Annotated in this window: 14 protein-coding genes; 12 read left to right on the top strand and 2 right to left on the bottom strand. The window is 66.9% G+C overall.

Translation table 11 applies throughout. The features are described from left to right. The first annotated feature begins 728 nt into the window (after positions 1-728). The 4 genes from map to IGW04_RS17205 all read left to right on the top strand — a co-directional run bounded on the left by map (position 729) and on the right by IGW04_RS17205 (position 5,189). Entirely contained in the window at positions 729-1,496 is a 768-nt protein-coding gene (map, locus tag IGW04_RS17190; protein WP_194714312.1) for a type I methionyl aminopeptidase, read from the top strand. A 39-nt stretch (positions 1,497-1,535) separates the two neighbouring features. Next, positions 1,536-2,222: a glutathione S-transferase family protein gene (locus IGW04_RS17195; RefSeq protein ID WP_194714313.1), complete on the top strand. Its 687-nt coding sequence runs from the start codon at positions 1,536-1,538 to the stop codon at positions 2,220-2,222. A gap of 141 nt (positions 2,223-2,363) precedes the next feature. Next, the gene (locus tag IGW04_RS17200) at positions 2,364-3,914 is read left to right on the top strand and encodes a right-handed parallel beta-helix repeat-containing protein (protein WP_323744873.1); all 1,551 of its coding nucleotides are present in this window, start codon (positions 2,364-2,366) and stop codon (positions 3,912-3,914) included. Between the two features lie 174 nt (positions 3,915-4,088). After that, on the top strand, positions 4,089-5,189 hold the full coding sequence (locus IGW04_RS17205) for a DNA topoisomerase IB (RefSeq protein WP_194714314.1): 1,101 nt from the start codon (positions 4,089-4,091) through the stop codon (positions 5,187-5,189). Positions 5,190-5,369: 180 nt separating this feature from the next. Here the strand turns inward: IGW04_RS17205 and IGW04_RS26145 are convergent, their stop codons facing one another. After that, a complete protein-coding gene (locus tag IGW04_RS26145) occupies positions 5,370-5,675 on the bottom strand; it encodes an SPASM domain-containing protein (protein ID WP_194714315.1) in 306 nt (101 codons plus the stop codon). After that, the gene (locus IGW04_RS17215) at positions 5,633-5,890 is read right to left on the bottom strand and encodes a hypothetical protein (RefSeq protein WP_194714316.1); all 258 of its coding nucleotides are present in this window, start codon (positions 5,888-5,890) and stop codon (positions 5,633-5,635) included. Before IGW04_RS17215 ends, IGW04_RS26145 begins: the two co-directional genes overlap by 43 nt. On the opposite strand from IGW04_RS17215, the gene IGW04_RS17220 reads away from it, so the two are divergent. The 8 genes from IGW04_RS17220 to IGW04_RS17255 all read left to right on the top strand — a co-directional run bounded on the left by IGW04_RS17220 (position 5,883) and on the right by IGW04_RS17255 (position 21,090). Next, positions 5,883-6,107, top strand: a complete 225-nt coding sequence (locus IGW04_RS17220; RefSeq protein WP_194714317.1) for a hypothetical protein — start codon at positions 5,883-5,885, stop codon at positions 6,105-6,107. The two genes, IGW04_RS17215 and IGW04_RS17220, sit on opposite strands and share 8 nt — an antisense overlap. 48 nt (positions 6,108-6,155) lie before the next feature. Further along, entirely contained in the window at positions 6,156-6,707 is a 552-nt protein-coding gene (locus IGW04_RS17225; protein WP_228527165.1) for a HupE/UreJ family protein, read from the top strand. Positions 6,708-7,175: 468 nt separating this feature from the next. Further along, positions 7,176-8,702 carry a glycogen synthase GlgA gene (gene glgA, locus IGW04_RS17230; protein WP_267253702.1) on the top strand — a complete coding sequence of 509 codons (1,527 nt, stop codon included), beginning with the start codon at positions 7,176-7,178 and terminating at the stop codon, positions 8,700-8,702. 83 nt (positions 8,703-8,785) lie between these two features. Further along, positions 8,786-11,062: a 1,4-alpha-glucan branching protein GlgB gene (glgB, locus tag IGW04_RS17235; protein ID WP_194714320.1), complete on the top strand. Its 2,277-nt coding sequence runs from the start codon at positions 8,786-8,788 to the stop codon at positions 11,060-11,062. A 2-nt stretch (positions 11,063-11,064) separates the two neighbouring features. Then, positions 11,065-13,335 carry a glycogen debranching protein GlgX gene (gene glgX / locus IGW04_RS17240; protein ID WP_194714321.1) on the top strand — a complete coding sequence of 757 codons (2,271 nt, stop codon included), beginning with the start codon at positions 11,065-11,067 and terminating at the stop codon, positions 13,333-13,335. Between the two features lie 26 nt (positions 13,336-13,361). Next, on the top strand, positions 13,362-15,485 hold the full coding sequence (malQ, locus tag IGW04_RS17245; RefSeq protein WP_194714322.1) for a 4-alpha-glucanotransferase: 2,124 nt from the start codon (positions 13,362-13,364) through the stop codon (positions 15,483-15,485). Continuing rightward, on the top strand, positions 15,482-18,256 hold the full coding sequence (gene treY, locus IGW04_RS17250) for a malto-oligosyltrehalose synthase (RefSeq protein WP_194714323.1): 2,775 nt from the start codon (positions 15,482-15,484) through the stop codon (positions 18,254-18,256). Before malQ ends, treY begins: the two co-directional genes overlap by 4 nt. A gap of 587 nt (positions 18,257-18,843) precedes the next feature. After that, entirely contained in the window at positions 18,844-21,090 is a 2,247-nt protein-coding gene (locus IGW04_RS17255; protein ID WP_194714324.1) for an ATP-binding protein, read from the top strand. The last annotated feature ends 5 nt before the right edge of the window (positions 21,091-21,095 follow it).

A 21,095-nucleotide genomic window follows, 5' to 3' on the forward strand; every position in this document is an offset into this window, starting at 1 on the left:
TAGCCGCGCCCCGCTCCGGGTACCGCTGACACGGGAACCCCGCGCAGCGGGGCGCGATCACCGGGTCGCCTTTTTTTGGTTACTTTTTTTGGCGAAGCAAAAAAAGTGACCCGGCCGCCGGGACGGACTCCCGGCTTGCCTCCACGGCAGTGCAAGCGTGTTGCGTCATCCGGCAACGCCCGGGCAGCACTGTCGGTTTTGTCGTTCAACGTGTTTTAAGCAAAACCCTTAACGTCAAAATCAACTGCTGCTTCGCAGTGACGCTTTACCCCTGGTGACCCAAGGCGACAGCCCTGCCGTCATGACCAGGCCGGGTGTTCGCCCCGGCGGGCGAGTCACTTTTTTTGCTTCGCCAAAAAAAGTAACCAAAAAAAGGCGACCCCGACTGTGCCGCCCCGCTGCGCGGGGTTCCCGTGCCGGCGATGCCCGGAGCGGGGCGCGGCTAAACTCGCTGCGCTGCGCTGCGCTGCGCTCAGACAGACGCCGCACCTTTTCCCGCTCCGGGCATCGCCGACACGGCGGTACACAGACGGGGACCCTAACCGCAACTGCAACGGCCACTTCAAAAGCAACTGCAACGGCAACGGCAACTGCAACTGCAACTGCAACTGCAACTGCAACTGCAACTGCATCATGCCCCGATGCCCCCCATCTCCCCTCCCCCTGCGCCACCCGCGCCAGACTGCTATAGTCTCCCCCTCCCCCATCCCGTACCCTACGCAACATCCATGACCATCAAGCTCAAGAACGACAAGCAGATCGCCCAATTGCGCGTCGCCGGAAAACTCGCCGCCGAAGTGCTGGCCATGATCAAGCCCCATGTGGTGCCGGGCGTGACCACGGAAGAACTGGACCGGCGCTGCCATGACTACATCCGCCAGGTACAGAAAGCCACGCCGGCCAATGTCGGCTACCACGGCTTTCCCAAGACGCTGTGCACCTCGGTCAATGGCGTGGTCTGCCACGGCATACCGAACAGCCGCGAGGAATTGAAGGACGGCGACATCATCAATATCGATGTCACCGTGATCAAGGATGGCTGGCATGGCGACACCAGCCGCATGTTCCATGTCGGCCAGCCCGGCGAGGCGCAAGCGCGGCTGGTGCAGACCACCTATGAAGCCATGATGGCCGGCATCGCGGCGGTGCGTCCCGGCGCGCGGCTGGGCGATGTCGGCCACGCAATCCAGACGCTGGCGGAAGCGGCCGGCTATACGGTGGTCAGGGAATACTGCGGCCACGGCATCGGCCGGGTGTATCACGAGGAACCGCAGGTGTTGCACTACGGCCGGCCCAACACCGGCCTGCTGCTGAAGAAGGGCATGACCTTCACCATCGAGCCGATGATCAATGCCGGCGCCGCCGGCGTGCGCCAGCTCGGCGACGGCTGGACCGTGGTCACCGCGGACGGCTCGCTGTCGGCGCAATGGGAGCACATGATCGCCGTGACCGACGACGGCGCCGAGATTCTCACTCCCTGGCCGGACGCGGCATAAGCCCGCCGCCAGCGCCCCCACACTCTTACGCCTGCCACCATGATCACACTGCACCACCTCGAAACCTCGCGCTCCCAGCGCGTGCTCTGGCTGCTCGAAGAAATGGGCCTTCCGTATGAGATGGTGCGCTACCAGCGCGACTCGAAGACGCGCCTGGCGCCGCCGGCGCTGAAGGCGATCCACCCGCTGGGCAAGTCGCCGGTGATTACCGACGGCGGCATCACGGTGGCGGAATCGGGCGCGATACTGGAATACCTGGCTGAAACCTATGGCGCCGAGGCGGCCGCCACGTTGCCGGGCCTGCTGCCGCGCCCCGGCACGCCGGAACACCGCCAGTGCCGTTTCTGGATGCACTATGCCGAGGGCTCGCTGATGAACTGGCTGGTGATGAAGCTGGTCTTCACCACCATCCCCACGCAGCCCATGCCTTTCTTCGTGCGCCCCATCGCCCGCGCGCTGTGCGGCAAGGTACAGGCCGCCCTGATCGACCCCAACCTGAGCACCGCGCTGGACTTCATGGAACAGCACCTGGCGCACCATGCCTGGTTCGCCGGCGACCAGCTTACGCTCGCGGATTTCCAGATGAGCTTCGCGGTGGAGGCAGCGCTGTCGCGTGCATCGGGCATGGGCAGCCATCCCCATCTGCAGGCCTGGCGCGACAAGGTGACGGCGCGGCCGGCATGGCAGCGGGCGCTGGACAAGGGCGGCCCGGTGATCATGCAATAAGCCAGATGCCAGGATGGAAATGTTAAAAAAGCACGTTCAAAAAGTTATTTTCCTCAAAGAAATTTAGCGCTACAATTTCCACATGGAAATTTAGCGCTGCCGGATCCCTGGCTGCGCTGCAACCGCAACAGAGATCCGAACGTGAATTCCCTTCATTCCCATGCGGGCGCCCTGCCCGCCCTGCGCCTTGCCGCGATCACCGCTGCCGTCCTGCTTCTCGCCTCCTGCGGCGGTGGCGGAGGCGGCGATTCCCAGACCAGCGTCGCCAGCGGTTCCGTGGCCAACATCGGCAACAGCATCAGCAGCAGCGGCGGTACCAGCGGCCTGCTCGTCGCCGCCCCGGCCGCCGCCGACGGCTGGACACAGTGCGCCGCCGAAGGCGAAGTCTGCACCGTGCCCGGTGCGCGCCAGGTGCGCTACGGCATCGACGGCAGCTATACCTATCAGAACGTCACCGCCGACATCCCGTGCAACAACGCCACTTTTGACGATCCTGCACCGGGCGCCGGCAAGTCCTGCCAGTACGCGCCGGCGGGCGTGACGGTGGCCGGCCGGGTCTACAGCCGCGCGGTTTCCGGCCGCACGCTGTCGGTCGGCCCCGGCCGCGACTATGCGCGGCCCTGCGACGCGCTCAGGGCGGCTGGAAATGGCGACCTGGTGGAAATCGACGCCGCCGGCAGCCGCACCTATGACGGCGACACCTGCGCCTTCCATGCCAGCGACCTGACCATACGCGGCATCAACGGCCGACCCAAGATCGGCGCGTTCGGCAATTACGCCTGGGGCAAGGGCACCTGGGTGATTACCGGCAGCCGGGTGGTGGTCGACAATGTCGAGCTGTGGGGCGCCCAGGTCCCGGACGGCAACGGCTCGGCGATCCGCCTGGACGGCAAGCACCTGACGGTGAAGAACAGCTTCATCCATGACAATGAAAGCGGCATCCTGACCAGCAACGACGGCGAGAGCGATATCCTGATCGAGAACACCGAGTTCGGCCACAACGGCAACGACGGCGGCGGCACCCACAACCTGTATGTCGGCCGCGTCGCCAGCCTGACCTTCCGTTCGAGTTATTCCCATGACGCCCGGGTCGGCCACAACCTGAAGTCGCGGGCGCGGGTCAACAACATCAGCTACAGCCGCTTCTCCAGCACGCCGCCGGGCCAGTTCGAGACCACAGCGCCGGCCCAGCCGAGCTACGAGATCGACCTGCCCAACGCCGGCACCGCCTACCTGATCGGCAACGTGATCGAGCAGCCGTCGGCCAACCAGAATTCCAACATGGTGTCCTATGGCGTGGAAGGCGCGACCAACCCCGGCAAGCACCTGTACGTGGTCAACAATACCTTCCTCAACGATGACAGCAGCAACGGCATGTTCATCCTGGTCGGCTCCGACGTGACCACGCCGCTGCTGGCGCAGAACAACATCTTCGCCGGCACCGGCAGCCTTACCGGCCAGGGCAACGCGCTGCTGCAGACGAATTACCGCTCGCTCGCGCCGGCCTTCGTCAACCGCGCCGCCTACGACCTGCGGCCTGCCGCCGGCGCGCCCTTCATCGGCGCCGGCAGCGCGGCCGGCTTCAGCCCGAGCGGCGTGGCGCTGACGTCGCTGCGGGAGTATGTGCATATCGCGGGCAACCGGCCGCGCAACGGCGGCGCGCTGGATATCGGCGCCTATTCGGCGCAGTAAAACTGGCGCGACCAGGCCGGCGATGCAACGGCGACGGCTTGCCGCGGCGCCTGCGCCAAGGCGCTTGCTGCATTGCGGGATTGCTCGCGATCCATGATCCTGCCTGGCGCCGTCCATGGCCGGGCGCGGGATGTGCTACACACAAGGCCTGTCCCTTCGCATCGCACAGCCATCATGAAATCCCTGCCCAAGACCGCTGCCAGCATCGCACCCGCTCCCTCGGAGGACGCGCCGGCGGTTGCCCGGAAAGTCGGCCTGCGCTATGTCGACGACGGCAAGCCCGGCATCACCCGCCGCAAGGCCCGCGCCGGCTTCCGTTATGCCGGGCCGGATGGCAGGCCGGTGCGCGACGAGGAGACGCTCAAGCGGATCCGCGCGCTGGCCATCCCGCCGGCCTGGACCGAGGTATGGATCTGCCCGCTTGCCAACGGCCATATCCAGGCCACCGGCCGCGACGCGAAACGGCGCAAGCAATACCGTTATCACGCGCAATGGCGCAGCGTGCGCGACGAATCCAAGTACGAAAGAATGCTCAGCTTTGGCCGCGCGCTGCCGCGCATCCGCGCCAGGGTCAATGAAGACCTGGCGCGGCCGGGGCTGCCGCGCGAGAAGGTGCTTGCGACCGTGGTGCAGCTGCTGCAGGACACGATGATCCGCATCGGCAACGAGGAATATGCGCGCACCAACAAGTCGTTCGGACTGACTACGCTGCGCAACCGGCATGTCGACATCAGCGGGCGCGAGGTGGAGTTTCATTTCCGCGGCAAGAGCGGCGTCGAGCACACGATACGGCTGCGCGACCCCAGGCTGGCGCGCATCATCAAGCGCATCCGCGACCTGCCCGGCCAGGAACTGTTCCAGTACATCGGCGAGGATGGCGAGCGCCACACCATCGACTCGGCCGACGTCAACGACTACCTGCGCAGCCTGACCGACGCGGACTATACGGCCAAGGATTTCCGCACCTGGTCGGGCACCATGCTGGCGGCGCTGGAACTGCAGGGGCTGCGCGCGGCGGAGTCCGAGGCCGACGCGAAGAAGAACATCGTGCAGGCCATTTCCAGCGTCTCCAAGCGGCTCGGCAATACGCCCGCGGTCTGCCGCAAATGCTATGTGCATCCGGCGGTGCTGGACTGCTACCTGCAGGGCATCATGCATGAAACCTGGGACGAGCTGATGAAGTCGATGAAGGCGCCGGCTGATGATCCGCATGCGCTGAAGATGGAAGAGCTGGCGGTGCTGGCGCTGCTGGAAAGCCGGCGCGAGGCGGCGTAGGGTGCAATCCCCGAAGGGCATTGCACCACGGGTCGCAGACCGGGCGGCCGATACCGGCTGATGCCTTCATCGACGGCCTGGCGCAATGCCCCTCCGGGGTATTGCGCCCTACGAATCTTGCAGTTGGAATGGGCTTTGGGCCCGCCATTCAAGCAAAAGGCGCCGACCGCGCACCACCACCTAGAACGTCCCGCTGTAGACCGCGCAGCTGCTGCACACCTGCGGCGGCATGTCCGAAGACAGTGCCTTGCGGAAGGCGGCATAGGCCGCATTGTTCCAGATCGCCGCCACGCCTTCCTCGGCCATGTTGCCGAAGTGGATGCGGTCCGGCGTGGCCACCATGCAGCAGGGCATGGCGCGGCCGTCGTAGCTGATGTAGGCGCCGCGCCAGGGCCAGTCGCAGCGTTTCCTGCCCGGCACGTCGGAGGCTTGGCGGCGCGGTGTCAGGTTGGGCAGGCGCAGCGCGACACCCAGCCGTTCGGCCACGGCGCGGGCCACGGCGAATACCGCATCAACCCTGGCCCGTTCATTCCCAACAGCGTCTGGCCATTGATGAAGGCGCGCATCGGCTGATACTGCGCCGGCGGGCTGTCCTCGCCGAAGTCATGGCACCGATGCTGCACCGACAGGCTCTCCACGCCCTCGTCGCCAGCCAGCCGCACTAGGGCCGGCAACTCGTCCAGGTCCAGGTTCATGCGCATCACCACCGCCACCAGCTTCACCTGCGGCAGCATGCCCCCGGCTGCCCGCCGGGCCGACATCAGCCGCCGCAGGTTGCACATCACCTTGTCGAACGAGGCCCGCAGGCGGATCGCCGCCGGCTACGGCATATCGGCCGGCGCAGCTTTTGCTATTGAGCAGGCAGGGTCACCGGCACTGCCCGGCTGGCGTAAAAAAACACCATTTCCACTGAACTGATTGAAAAAGATGATTAAAATCAGTGCATTCCGCACCAAAAAATTGCATTTGACCCTGCCATGCACTGCCCTGGCGCTGCTTGCCACGCCCGCCATGGCGCATGACGGCATGCATGCCGCGGGATTGCTGGCCGGCCTGCTGCATCCGCTTTCCGGAGCAGACCATCTGCTGGCCATGCTGGCGGTCGGCCTGTGGGCAGCGGCGCAGAACCCGACCGCCAGGCGCTGTCTGCCGGGGCTGTTTCCGCTGGCCATGCTCATGGGCGCGCTGGCAGCCGCCGGCGGCGTGGCACTGGCCGGCATGGAAAGCCTGATCGGCCTGTCCGTGATCGCCCTGGGCATGCTGACCGTGTTTTCAGTGCGCATGCCGGCGTGGGCCGGCGGCCTGCTGCTGGCCGCGTTTGCGCTGGCCCATGGCCAGGCGCATGGCCTGGAAATGCCGGCCGATGGCTCCGCCCTTGCCTACTTCCTGGGTTTTTCCGCGGTCACCGCCCTGCTCCACCTGGCCGGCATGCTGGCCGCCAACCGCGCCGGCCAGTTCGCCAGCCGTGCCGCCGGACTGGGCATTGCGCTGGCGGGAACGTGGATGATGCTGGCCTGAGGCCAGGCCCATGCAGCTGGCGGCGCCGGCGATGGGTACGGAATGTATCCGGGAATTCACTGGCCGGATGATTGATCCCGGCCGCACCTGAACCAGTCTGACCGGAAGTCCTCTCCTTCCGCAACAGCCGCAGCAATCTCAGCACCCGCGGCAGACCGGCCGGGCCCGGCGTCAGCAATACATGCCCTCGTTGCCTGATTCCCGTCACGGGCATGCCGCTTCCGGCTTTCCCTGCAGCGACCAACTGATATGGCAGCACTATTGCAGACGCCAGGGCATGCCGAGAAATCTTCCCCTGTAGGAAAACTCCCACAGGCGTATGCGGCCCCCGCCGATAGCGAAGTGGCAATATTCTCAATAGAGTGGCGAGTCTGCCAGGCATACGACCGATATCAACAAGCGGCCAACCGCCACCTGCCGGCAACCATTCAATCAACCAAGGGGAGTCACATGGGGAGAGCGCGGGTCTTGCTCGTTGCATCGGAAGCGGTACCGCTGGTCAAGACCGGCGGCCTGGCGGACGTGATCACGGCGCTTGGCGCCGTGCTGATCGAACACGGCGTGGACGCTACCATCCTGATGCCCGGCTATCCGGCTGCGCTTGCCAGTGCGATCGGCCTGCGCCAGATCGGCCCCGTGCTCGACGACCTGCCCGGCGGCGCCGGCCGGCTGCTGCTGGGCCGCATGCCCGGCGCCAATGTCCCGGTGCTGCTGCTCGACACCGAGCGCTTCCGAAGCCGCAGCGGCGACCCCTATGTGAATGACGACGGCCTCGAATATGACGACAATGCGCTGGCATTCGGCGACCTCGCCCATGCCGCCGCGCGCATCTGCGCCGGCCGGACCATGCTGCCCGCGCCGCATGTGGTGCATGCCAACGACTGGCATGCCGGCCTGATTCCGCTGCTGCTCAAGACGCAGGGCATCGATAGCGTCGGCTCGGCGCTGACCATCCACAATCTCGCCTTCCAGGGCAATGTCGACATGACGCACGCCGACAGGCTGGGCGTGCCGGCCGACATGCTGCATGCCGACGGCGTGGAGTTCTGGGGCAAGCTGAGCTTCATGAAGGCCGGCATCCTGTGCGCCGACCGCATTACCGCCGTCAGCGACACCTATGCGCAGGAAATCCTGACGCCGCGCTTCGGCCACGGCCTGGACGGCCTGCTGAATGCGCGGCGCGACGCGCTGCTGGCCATACCCAACGGCGTCGACACCGGCGCCTGGAACCCGGCGCACGACCCGCTTGCGGCACGCGCATTCAGCGTCGACGACCTGGCCGGCAAGGCCGCCTGCAAGCGCGACCTGCAGCGGCTGTGCGGCCTGCCGGTCGAACCGTTCGCGCCGCTGGTGGCGCTGGGCAGCCGCATCACCCACCAGAAGATGGCCGACGTGGCGCTCGATGCCCTGCCGCGCCTCCTGGCCGACCACAGCCGGCTGCAGGTGGTGGTGCTGGGACGCGGCGACCATGCCTATGAAGCGCGCTTCCGCCAGCTGGCGGCCGATTGGCCGGGCCGGGTGGCGGTGCAGATCGGCTATGACGAGAAAATGGCCCATGCGCTGCATGCCGGCGCCGACATGCTGCTGCATGGCACCCGCTTCGAACCCTTTGGCCTGACGCCAATCTATGCGATGCTGTACGGCACCATCCCGGTGGCATCCAGGGTGGGCGGCCTGTGCGACACCGTGTCCGACGCCGGCGAGCCGGATGCGCCGCATGAGCTGGCCAACGGCGTGCTGTTCGACGGCGAAAGCGCAGACGACATGGTGCGGGCGATGGAACGCGCGCTTGCGCTGTACGGCCAGGGCAGTTGCTGGCAGCGCCTGCAGCGCAATGCGATGCAGGCCGACTTTTCCTGGTACGGCCCGGTGCGCAAGTACATCCGCATGTATGCCGACATCGCGCCCGGCCATGCCCGCGCACTCTTTGAGAACACCTTGCTGCCGCGCAGTGCGGCCGCCGGTGAAGCGGCGACGCTGTACAAGCGGGCCTGAAGGGGAAGCGCATGGCGCCATCGCATCCGCATGCCGGTGGCCCGGTTTTTGCGACGCAGCAACCAGATCATGTCGAGGAATTCATGCAGCAAGAAATTGAACAGGAAAGGCGGGCCGCGGTGCCGCCTGCCGAAAACCGCATTCCTACCCATCTGATCGATGCGCTGGCCGAAGGCCGGCTGCAGGACCCGTTCTCCTTGCTCGGCCCGCACCAGGTCGGGCGCCGGCTGCAGATCCGCACCTGGCAGCCGGGCGCGCTGCGGGTGCAGGCGATCGGCCTGCGCGGCGGCCTGCTGGCCGACTTCACCCAGGTCGATGCGCGCGGCATGTTCGTCGGCACGCCGGCCCGCATGCGGCCGGGGCAGGCCTACCGGCTGCGCATCTGGTGGCCGGATGCCAGCGGCAATGAAACCGTGTTCGAGACCGAGGACCCGTATTCCTTCGGTCTCTTGCTGTCCGACCATGAACTCGGCCTGCTTTCCGGCGGCGTGCATTACCGCCTGGGCCGCTGCCTGGGCGCGCAGCCGATGACGGTCAACGGCGTGGCCGGCACCCGCTTCGCGGTCTGGGCGCCGAGCGCGCAGCGGGTATCGGTGGTGGGCGACTTCAATTTATGGGACGGCCGCCGCCATCCGATGCGGCTGCGCCATGAGGCCGGCGTGTGGGAACTGTTCATTCCGCGCATCGGCGTCGGCGAGCGCTACAAGTACGAGCTGCTGTCGGCCTCCGGCCACCTGCTGCCGCAGAAGGCCGACCCGGTCGCCCGCGCCACCGAGGTGCCGCCGTCCACCGCGTCCATCGTCGCGCCGCTGCAGGTGCATGTGTGGAACGACGAGGCCTGGATGGCCTCCCGCGCCAGCCGCGACACCCCCGACACGCCGATCTCCATCTATGAAATGCATGCCGGCTCCTGGCAGCGCGACGCCAATGAGTCCAACCGCAGCCTGACCTGGGACGAACTGGGCGACCGCCTGATCCCGTACGTCACCGACCTCGGCTTCACCCATGTGCAGATGCTGCCCGTGATGGAGCATCCGTTCGGCGGCTCCTGGGGCTACCAGCCGCTGGCGCAATATGCGCCGACCGCGCGCTTCGGCCCGCCGGAAGCCTTCGCCCGCTTCGTCGACCGCTGCCACGCGGCCGGCCTGGGCGTGCTGCTGGACTGGGTGCCGGCGCACTTCCCGTCGGATGCCCACGGCATTGCCCGCTTCGACGGCAGCGCGCAGTACGAGCATGAAGACCCGCGCGAAGGCTTCCACCATGACTGGAACACCCTGATCTACAATTTCGGCCGCAACGAAGTGCGCGACTTCCTGATCTCGGGCGCGATGGAATGGCTGGAGCAGTACCACATCGACGGCCTGCGGGTCGACGCGGTGGCCTCCATGCTGTACCGCGACTACAGCAGGAAGCCCGGCGAATGGATACCGAACATCCACGGCGGCCGCGAGAACCTGGAGGCTGTTGCCTTCCTGAAGGAACTCAACACCGTGGTGCAGCAGCGCTGCCCCGGCGCGCTGATGATTGCCGAGGAGTCCACCTCCTGGCCAGGCGTGACCGCGCCGGTGGACCAGGGCGGCCTGGGCTTCACCTACAAGTGGAACATGGGCTGGATGCACGACACGCTGCAGTACATCGAGCGCGATCCGCTGTACCGCCAGTACCACCACGGCGAACTGCTGCACAGCATCAGCTACGCCTGGAGCGAGCGCTATGTGCTGCCGGTGTCGCATGACGAGGTGGTCTATGGCAAGCATTCGCTGCTGTCCAAGATGCCGGGCGACGAATGGCAGAAGCGCGCCACGCTGCGCGCCTACCTCGGCTTCATGTGGACCCATCCCGGCAAGAAGCTGCTGTTCATGGGCAGCGAGCTGGGCCAATGGGAAGAATGGGACCATGACGGCGCCCTGCCCTGGCACCTGCTGGACGACGAGCGGCACCTGGGCATCCATACCCTGGTGCGCGACCTGAACCGGGTATACGCCACCGAGCCGGCCATGCATACCGCCGACGCCGACCCGCGCGGCTTCGCCTGGGTGGTGCGCGACGATGCCGTCAACAGCGTGCATGCCTATCTGCGCCAGGGCGACGCCGCGGTCGGCGACGAACCGCTTTTGGTGGTGATCAATCTCACGCCCGTGGTGCGCCACCACTACCGGCTCGGCGTGCCCGGCATCGAAGGCCAGGGCCCGTCGGCCTGGCAAACCATCCTGAACACCGACGCCGCCGTCTATGGCGGCAGCAACACCGGCAACCCGGAATTCATGACGGCGCAGCCGCATGGCAGCCATGGCCATGACCAGTCGCTGGAACTGACCCTGCCGCCCCTATCCGCAATGATCTTGAAGAGGAGTACCTGACCATGGCGCTTGCCAGAACCCCTGCCCGCATGAGCGCGGGATCGCCCTATCCGCTGGGCGCTACGCCTGACGGCTCTGGCACCAACTTCGCCGTGTTTTCCGCGCATGCGGAAAAGATCGAGTTGTGCCTGTTCGACCCCACTGGCCGGCGCGAGATTGCGCGCCACGTGCTGCCGGAATGCACCGATGAAGTCTGGCACGGCTACCTGCCGCGGGTGCAGCCCGGCCAGCTCTACGGCTACCGCGCCTACGGCCCCTACCAGCCCGAACAGGGCCACCGCTTCAACCATAACAAGCTGCTGCTGGACCCGTACGCCAGGCAGGTCGCCGGCGCGCTGCGCTGGAGCGACGCGCTGTATGGCTATCGCCTCGAATCATCGCGCGCCGACCTGTCCTTCGACCGCCGCGACAGCGCCGCCTTCATGCCCAAGTCGGTGGTGGTGGACGACTACTACAACTGGGGCAACGACCGTTCGCCCGAGATCCCCTGGGACCGCACGGTGTTCTACGAAGGGCATCTGCGCGGCATGACCATGCGCTGCGAGAACATCGAGCAGGAAGCGCGCGGCACCTTCGCCGCGCTGGCCGACCCGTACATGATCGACCACCTGGTCAAGCTCGGCATCACGTCCATCGAGCTGCTGCCGGTGCATGCCTTCCTGCAGGACCGGCGACTGCTGGAAAAGAAGCTGCGCAACTACTGGGGCTACAACACCATGAGCTTCTTCGCCCCCGAGCCGCGCTATCTGTCCGACGGCTCCCTGAACGAGATGCGCCTGGCGATACGCCAGCTGCACAAGGCCGGCATCGAAGTCATCATGGACGTGGTCTACAACCACACCTGCGAGGAAAGCGAACTGGGACCGACGCTGTCCTTCCGCGGCCTCGACAATGCCAGCTACTACCGGCTGCTGCCGGACAATCCGCGCCACTGCATCAACGACACCGGCTGCGGCAACACCGTCAACCTGTCGCATCCGCGGGTGCTGCAGATGGTGATGGACTCGCTGCGCTACTGGGTCGAGAAGGTGCATGTGGACGGCTTCCGCTTCGACCTCTCGGTCACGCTCGGCCGCGAGGCGCATGGCTTCGACCCCGGCAGCGGCTTCTTCGACGCGGTGCGCCAGGACCCGGTGCTGTCGCGGGTGAAGATGATCGCCGAGCCGTGGGACATCGGCCCCGGCGGCTACCAGGTCGGCCAGCATCCGCCCGGCTGGGCCGAGTGGAACGGCGCCTACCGCGACGACGTGCGCCGCTTCTGGAAGGGCGACGCCGGCGTGCGTCCGGCGCTGGCGGCGCGCCTGATGGGTTCGGCCGACCTGTTTGGCCACCGGCGGCGCCGGCCATGGGCCTCGGTCAACTTCATCACCGCCCATGACGGCTTCACGATGAACGACCTGGTCAGCTACAACGAGAAGCACAACGAAGCCAACGCCGAGGACAACCGCGACGGCGCCAACGACAACCAGAGCTTCAACTGGGGCGCCGAAGGCCCGACCGACGACCCCGGCATCATCATCACCCGCGAGAAGGTCAAGCGCGCGATGCTGATGACGCTGTTCTTCGCCAACGGCACGCCGATGCTGCTGGGCGGCGACGAGTTCGGCCGCACCCAGCATGGCAACAACAACGCCTACTGCCACGACGACGAGATCGGCTGGTTCGACTGGAGCGCGCTGGAGAGCGACGCCGGCCAGGCCATGGTCAGGTTCACCCGGCGCTGCGTGGCCGCCCGCGCCGCCCATCCGACGCTGCGCCAGACCCATTTCTATACCGGCGGCACCGAAGTGCTGCCGGGCCTGATGGACGCCAGCTGGTTCGACGAATCCGGCAACCCGATGACGCCGGAGATGTGGCAGTTCGCCGAAGGCCGCATGCTGACCCTGCGTCGCGTCGGCCGGGCCGAGCCCGGCGGCCCGGTGTCGGCCACGATGCTGCTGATGAACGCCTATTCGGAAGACCGGGAATTCATCCTGCCCGAGCCGGTGCTGGAATGGGAACTGCTGGCCGACGCCGCCGAGCCGATCGAGGTGGGCGACTATGCGGCCGAGGCGGTGGCCAGCGCCGAAGCCCAGGCCGAGGTCGCGATCGCGCAGGCGATGTCGGCAGCGACCGACACCACGGGCGGAGGCGAAGGCGGCGCCGCCGCCATCGAGGCGCTGGCGCGGCTGGCGACCCGCGACGAACCAGTCGTGCGGGCCGTGATCAACAATCGTATCGTGGTTGCCGCGCACAGCGCGGTACTGCTGGGCGTGTCCCGCATCGCCAGCTGAGCCGCACCTGACACCGGAGGACTATCTTGAGCAATGAAGCACTGCTGGCCCTGGCCGAAATGGCCGGCATCTCGCCAACCTGGATCGACGCCTTCGGTGCACCGCAAACCGTGGCGCCGGAGTCGATGCGCGCCATGCTGCGCGCGCTGGGCATGCCCGGCGACACCGACGCCGACTGCGAAGCCAGCATCGCCGCGCTGGCCACCGAGAAGGCCACGCGGCCGCTGCCGCCGCTGCTGACTGCCCAGGTCGGCATGGCGATACCGCTGGGCCGCCATCCCATCCTGCGCAGCAAGCCCTACCGGGTGGAACTGGAAGACGGCAGCGTGATCGAGGGCCGTTTTTCCGACGACCCGGAACAGGCGCTGGAAATCACGCCGCTGCATACGCCCGGCTACCATCAGCTGCAGGTGGCCGACTACCAGGTCACGCTGGCGGTGGCGCCGGCGCGCTGCTACAGCGTGGCCGATGCCGCCGCCACCCTGCCCGGCACCCCGGTCACCGAGCCGCGGCTGTGGGGCATCGCCACCCAGCTGTATTCGCTGCGCCGGCCTGGCGACGGCGGCATCGGCGACTTTGGCGGCCTGGCCCGCTTCGTGCGGCAGGCAGCGCGGCGCGGCGCATCGGCGGTGGCCATCAGCCCGGTGCATGCCATGTTCGCCGACGACCTGCACCGCTTCAGTCCGTACGGCCCGTCGAGCCGGGTGCTGTTCAATGCGCTGCACATCGACCCGTCCGCGGTGATGGGCGAGGAAGTGCTGGCCGAGGTGCTGCGCGAGCATGGCCTGGTGGAAGAAGGCGAGCGGCTGGAAGCGCTGGAACTGATCGACTGGCCGGCTTCCTCGGCCTGGAAATTCAAGGTGCTGCGCGCGCTGTACGGTCGCTTCAGGCAGGCCGGCGGCAGCGCTTACGCCGCCTTCACCGCCTTCCGCGAGGAGCAGGGAGACACGGTGGAAGACCATGCCCGCTTCGAAGCGATGCATGCCTGGCTGCGCAGCCAGGGCAGGAACGGCGACTGGCGCAGCTGGCCCGAAGAATACCGCGACCCGCGCGGCGCAGCCATCGAACAGTTCGCGCATGAACACGCCGACGAGGTGGGCTTTCATGCCTTCCTCCAGTGGCAAACCGCGCTCGGCCTGCAGCAGGCGCAGATCGCCGCCCGCGAAGCCGGGATGGCGATCGGCCTCATCAGCGACCTGGCGGTGGGCGCCGACCCGGCCGGCAGCCAGGCCTGGAGCCGCGGCGAGCAGATGCTGGGCGGCCTGTCGGTCGGCGCGCCGCCCGACGTGCTGGCGCCGCTGGGCCAGAACTGGGGCCTGGGCGCATTCTCGCCGGTGGCGCTGCGCCGCCACGGCTTCCAGGCCTATCTCGAAATGCTGCGCTCGGCCTTCCGCCATGCCGGCGGCGTGCGCATCGACCATGTGCTGGGCCTGACCCGGATGTGGCTGGTGCCGGACGGCTTTTCCTCGACCGAGGGCGCCTACCTGCGCTTTCCGTTCGACGACCTGCTGCGCCTGATCGCGCTGGAAAGCTGGCGCCATCGCGGCATCGTGATCGGCGAAGACCTGGGCACGATACCGCCGGGCTTCGGCGAGCGGCTGGCCGGCGCCGGCATCCTTGGCATCCGGGTGCTGTGGTTCCAGCGCCGCGACAGCCGCTTCCTGCCGCCCAATGCCTGGTCGCAGGAAGCGATGGCCACCACCACGACCCACGACCTGCCGACCATTGCCGGCTGGTGGCAGGCGCGCGACATCGACTGGCGCGCCCGGCTCGACATGCTGGGACCGAATGCCAGCGAAGCCGGCGAGCGCGAGATCCGCAACGGCGAACGCATATCGCTGTGGCAGTCGATGGCCGAGGCCGGCGTGCTGGCCGAGCATGAAGGCCTGCAGCCGCCGCCGCCCGAGCATCCGCCGATCGAGCATGCGATCGCCTATGTCGGCATGACGCCGGCGCCGCTGGCGATGATCCCGATCGAGGACCTGCTGGGCCTGGCCGAAGCGCCCAACCTGCCCGGCACCACCGACCAGCACCCGAACTGGCGCCGCCGCATGCCGGGCAGCGTCGACACCATGCTCGACGATGCCGCCGTGATCGCGCGCACCGACATTCTCAACCAGACCAGGCAAGCGCCGGAGCGAACCGAATGAGCATCCCCCGCGCCACTGCGCGCCTGCAGTTCAACAGCGACTTCACCCTGACCGATGCTCTCGGCGTGGTCGACTACTACGCCGACCTCGGCATCAGCCACCTGTATGCATCGCCGCTGCTGTCGGCCCGCAAGGGCTCGACCCATGGCTACGACATCGTCGACCCGACCCGCATCAGCCCCGCGCTGGGCGGCGAGGAAGCGCTGAAGAAGCTGGTAGCCAGGCTGCGCCAGCGCGGCATGGGCCTGCTGCTGGACATCGTGCCCAACCACATGGGCGTGGGCGGCCCGGAGAACCCGTGGTGGCTGGACGTGCTCGAATGGGGCGCGGGCAGCCGCTATGTCCACTGGTTCGACATCGACTGGAACTCGCCCGACCCGGCGCTGAAGGGCAAGATCCTGCTGCCCTTCCTCGGCGCGCAGTATGGCGACGCGCTGAAGGACGGCCAGATCGAACTGCGCTTCGACGACGCCACCGGCGGCTTCTGGTTTGCCCATTACGACCATCGCTTCCCGATGGCGCCATCGACGTACTCCCAGGTGCTGGCCTCGGACCCGGCGCTGCGCGAGACGGCCGCGTCGATGCGCGACGCGCAGGACGACCAGGCCGGCGCCGAGGCGGCGCTGCGCCAGCATGAGGCCAACCGCGCGTTGCTGCGCAGCCTGTGGACCAAGCCCGACGGCCGCGCCGCGCTGGAACGGGTGCTGGCCCACTATGCGGTCGACACGACGGACGGCCTGCAGCGGCTGCATGCATTGCTGGAGCAGCAGCATTACCGCCTGACCTGGTGGCGCAACGCGGCCGAGGAAATCAACTGGCGGCGCTTCTTCGAGGTCAGCGACCTGGCCGGCGTGCGGGTCGAGGACGATGACGTGTTCGACGCCACCCATGCCTGCATCCTGCGGCTCTACGCCGAGGGCGTGATCGACGGCGTGCGGGTCGACCATGTCGACGGCATGGCGCGCCCAGCGCACTACTGCCGCAGGCTGCGCGAGAAGCTGGAAGCGCTGACTGACCAGCGCCCGCCCGATGCGCCCGGCGGCGCGCCCTACATCGTGATCGAAAAGATCCTGACCGGCGACGAGACGGTGCGCACCGGCTGGAAGGTGCATGGCACCACCGGCTATGAATTCATGGACCAGGTCAGCGGCGTGCTGCACGATGCGCGCGGCGCCGATGCGCTGCAGCACCTTTGGGTGGAAGTCAACGGCGACGCCCGCGACTTCGACACCCATGTGCAGACCGCGCGCCGCCAGCTCCTGGCCGAGAACTTCGTCGGCGAGACCGACGCGCTGGTGCGCGCGCTGCATGCGGTGGCGCGCAGCGACCTTGCCACCCGCGACGTGTCGGCCTCGTCGATACGGCGGGTGCTGACCGAGCTGCTGGTCACCTTCCCGGCCTATCGCACCTATGTGCATGACGACGGCCGCGACCACGAAGACCAGGCCCTGCTGCAGACCGCGCTGGACGAGGCCCGCCCGCGCGTGCGCGCGGCCGACCAGCCGCTGCTGGACCTGCTGGCGCGCTGGCTGGGCGGCGAAACCCCCTCCTCCATCGCCGACGCCGACGCCCGGGCGCTGCGCCTGCGCGCCATCACCCGCTTCCAGCAGCTGACGCCGCCGCTGGCCGCTAAGTCGGTGGAAGACACTGCCTTCTACCGCTATGGCCGCCTGCTGTCGCGCAACGAGGTCGGCGGCGACCCCGGCCGCTTCGCGTTCAGCGTGGACGCCTTTCACAGCGCCAACCTGCAGCGCCTGCGCGACTTCCCGCATACCCTGCTGGCCACTGCCACCCATGACCACAAGCGCGGCGAGGATGTGCGCGCCCGCCTGGCCGTGCTGTCTGAACTGCCGCAGGCATGGAGCGAATCGGTGCGCAAGTGGATGACGCAGCACCAGCCGCTGCGCGTGGACCTCGGCGCCGGCCAGTTTGCGCCGTCGGCGCCTGACCAGGCCATGCTGTACCAGATGATCATCGGCGCCTGGCCGCTGGAACTGGCTCCGGAAGACCATGACGGCCTGAAGGCCTATGCCGAGCGCGTCGCCGACTGGCAGGAAAAGGCCAGTCGCGAAGCCAAGCGCCAGACCAGCTGGGTCATGCCCAACGCCGCCTATGAACAGGGCAGCCGCGACTTCCTGATGCGCCTGATGGATGGCGGCAGTTGCGCGCCCTTCATCCGCGACCTGCGCACCTGGGTCGACCGGCTGGCCTTGCCAGGCGTGTGCAACAGCCTGACGCAAACCGTGCTGCGCCTGACCTCGCCCGGCGTGCCCGACCTGTACCAGGGCGCCGAGTTCTGGGACCTGAGCCTGGTCGACCCCGACAACCGCCGGCTGGTCGACTACGACGCCCGCCGCAGCGCCCTGGCCGCCGCCGATACGCAGCAGGACTTCGACCGCATGCTGTGGCAGAAGGCGCAGATCAAGCAGCCGCTGATACAGCGGGTGCTGCAGCTGCGCGCTGAACAACCGGCGCTGTTCGACGAGGGCGACTACATCCCGCTGCAGGCGCACGGCGCCAAATCCGGGCACGTGGTGGCCTTCCTGCGCCGGCACCAGGGCCGCACCCTGCTGGTAGCCGCCCTGCGCCTGCCCGCCCAGGGGCCGCAGCCGGGCGCCGGGGAATGGGGCGATACCGAGTTAATGCTGCCCGAGGCCGGGGCGCAGTGGACCGATGCGCTGTCGGATCGCATGGTGCCGGGCGGTGGGGAAAGCCTGTCGCTGGCAACGCTGCTGGGCGAGCGGCCGGTCGCGGTGCTCATCAGCCAATAAGCATCCTTCGCTGCAATACCCGTTGCATTCGACGCCTTCGGAGGGCGGAATACCCCGAAGGGGCATTCCGCCAGCCCGTCCACCAGCCAACACCGGTGTATCAGCAAGCGTAGCCTGGATGAGCGAAGCGAAATCCGGGTTACGTTCAACAACTGGCGCCGTGAGGGTCTACCGTAACGGCGATATCACCGCCCGCTCGCCCCTGCAACAACGAAAATTGAAAAGGCTTGCAAGCGCTATTGGCGCCTGTTACGCAAATGCTCGGCCCGGCACCGGCCACGATGTCACATCGCCTTGCCGCAATGAACCGCGTCCCCGCCGGTCTTGCAGAAGTGCTTTGAATTAGTCAACGGTGCACCCCCGGGTTTCGCTTGCGCTCAACCCAGGCTACGCCTGCTGCTGAAGCCACCTTGACCTCGGCCCTAACCCAAAGCAGTTCCTCCTCCAATGCGATTGCGACAAGCCAGGCGCTTGCCCCGGCGGCAAGATCCGCCGAAATTTGCGAGAATGGCGGCACTTGCAAGATTGCCTTTATTCACCTGAGCCGGCCCGTACGCCGCCTTCCTTGATGCAGATGCGCTTTTCCCATGACTCCCCCATCCTCATCGAACGGCATTGACGTTACCTCCTGCGACCGCGAACCGATCCATATTCCGGGCGGCATACAGCCGCATGGATTCCTGATCAATGTCAATCCCGAAGACTTCAGCGTGCGCCAGGCCAGCGAGAATGCGACCGCGCTGTTCGGACGCGACATTTCCGCCATACTCGGCCGCCGGCTCGATGACCTGATCGGCAGCGAGCATGCCGACCTCGTGGCGCGCGCCCTGCTCAATGCCAGCGCGCTGGCGCAGCCGATCTACGTCGGCGCCATCGAAGTGGGCAAGGTCGGCTACTTCGACGTCATCGCCCACCGCTGCAACCATGCCACCCTGATCGAATTCGAGCCGGTGCAGCGCAGCGGCGCCGCCGATTTCCGCCTGCTCTATACCCTGATGGGCCGCTTCCTGAAGACCCTGTCGCATGTCGATTCGGTCGATGCGATCTGCGAGTATGCGGTGCGCACCATCAAGGAAATCACCGGCATGGGCCGGGTGTTCCTGTACAGCTTCGACCAGAACGACGATGCCCGCGTGCTGGCCGAAACGCTGGATGAGGGCTATCCGTCCTACAGCGGACAGCGCTTTCCGGCTTCCGACATTCCACAGCAGGCGCGGCGCCTGTACCTGGCCAATCATGTGAGGCTGATCGCCGACGCCAACTATCAGCCGGCGCGGCTGGTGCCGGAAATGGACCCCGACACCAGCCAGCCTACCGACCTGAGCTTCTCCGGGCTGCGCGCGGTGTCGCCGGTGCATGTGCAGTACATGAAGAACATGGGGACGATTGCCTCCATGTCGATCTCGCTGGTGATCAAGGGCCGGCTGTGGGGCATGATCTCCTGCCACGACAAGGCGCCGCAGTTCGTGCCGTTTGAAGTGCGCACCGCCTGCGAGCAGTTGGGCCAGATCCTGGCGCTGCGCATCGAATCCATCATCGAAGGCAATGAATACGCCTACCGGCTGGAATTGCGCAGCAAGCTGGTCTCCATCCTTGCCGCGCTGAGCCTGGGCGAAGAATTCGTGCACAACATGAGCACGGTCTCGCATGACCTCCTGCTGCTGATGCGCGCATCCGGTGCGGCGCTGGTATTCGAAGGCAACACGGTGCTATTCGGCGATACGCCCAGCCATGAGCAGATAGCGCAACTGGTGGAGTGGCTGGCTGCCAGCGGCAACGGCGAGCTGTATCACAGCAGCGCGCTGCCGAAAGACTTTCCGCCGGCCGCCGATTACGCCGCCCGCGCCAGCGGCATCCTGGCCATGTCGATCTCGCGCAACTACCGTCACTACGTGCTCTGGTTCCGGCCCGAGGTGGTGCAGACGGTGGAATGGGCCGGCAATCCGGCGCACAAGGCGGAACAACTGGAAGAGGCGCGTCCGCTGACGCCGCGCCAGAGCTTCGACACCTGGCGCGAAACCGTGCGCAACACCTCCGAGCCGTGGCAAAAGAACGAACTGGAAGTGGCGCTGGAATTTCGCAGCGCGATCCTGGGCATCGTGCTGGCGCGGGCCGAGGAAATGGCCGGACTGGCCGACGAGCTGGGCCGCGCCAACAAGGAGCTGGAATCGTTCTCATATTCGGTGTCGCATGACCTGCGCGCGCCGCTGCGCCACATCGTCGGCTTCACCGACCTGCTGATCGAATTCGAGGGCGCCAATCTCAACGAGCGCGCCAACCGCTACCTGAGAAACATCGCCGATTCGGCCCGCTTCGCCGGCAAGCTGGTCGATGATCTGCTGAGCTTCTCGCAGATGGGCCGCTCGGCGCTGCATGCGGCCGCCACCGACATGAACCAGGTGGTGCAGGCGGCAATCAAGCGGGTGCGGCAGGATACGCAAGGGCGCAGCATCGAATGGAAAGTCGGTACGCTGCCGGTGATCCGCTGCGACGCCACCTTCATCGAGCTGGCTGTCTATAACCTGGTGGCCAATGCCGTAAAATACAGCCGCAACCGGCCCGTCGCCGTCATTTCCATCCAGGCAGAGCAAACCCCGGACGAGTTCATTTTCCATGTCGCCGATAATGGCGTCGGCTTCAGCATGGACTACGCCCACAAGCTGTTCGCTGTATTCCAGCGGCTGCATCGCATGGAGGAATTCGAAGGCACCGGCATCGGCCTGGCCAATGTGCGCCGCATCGTCGAGCGCCATGGCGGGCGGGCCTGGGCAGAAGGCGTACCCAATGAGGGCGCCGTTTTTTCATTTTCGATACCGAAGCGATTACCTGTTTAAGAATG

The sequence above is a fragment of the Noviherbaspirillum soli genome (assembly GCF_015352955.1).
In the GTDB taxonomy this organism is placed as follows: Bacteria; Pseudomonadota; Gammaproteobacteria; order Burkholderiales; family Burkholderiaceae_D; genus Noviherbaspirillum_A; species Noviherbaspirillum_A soli.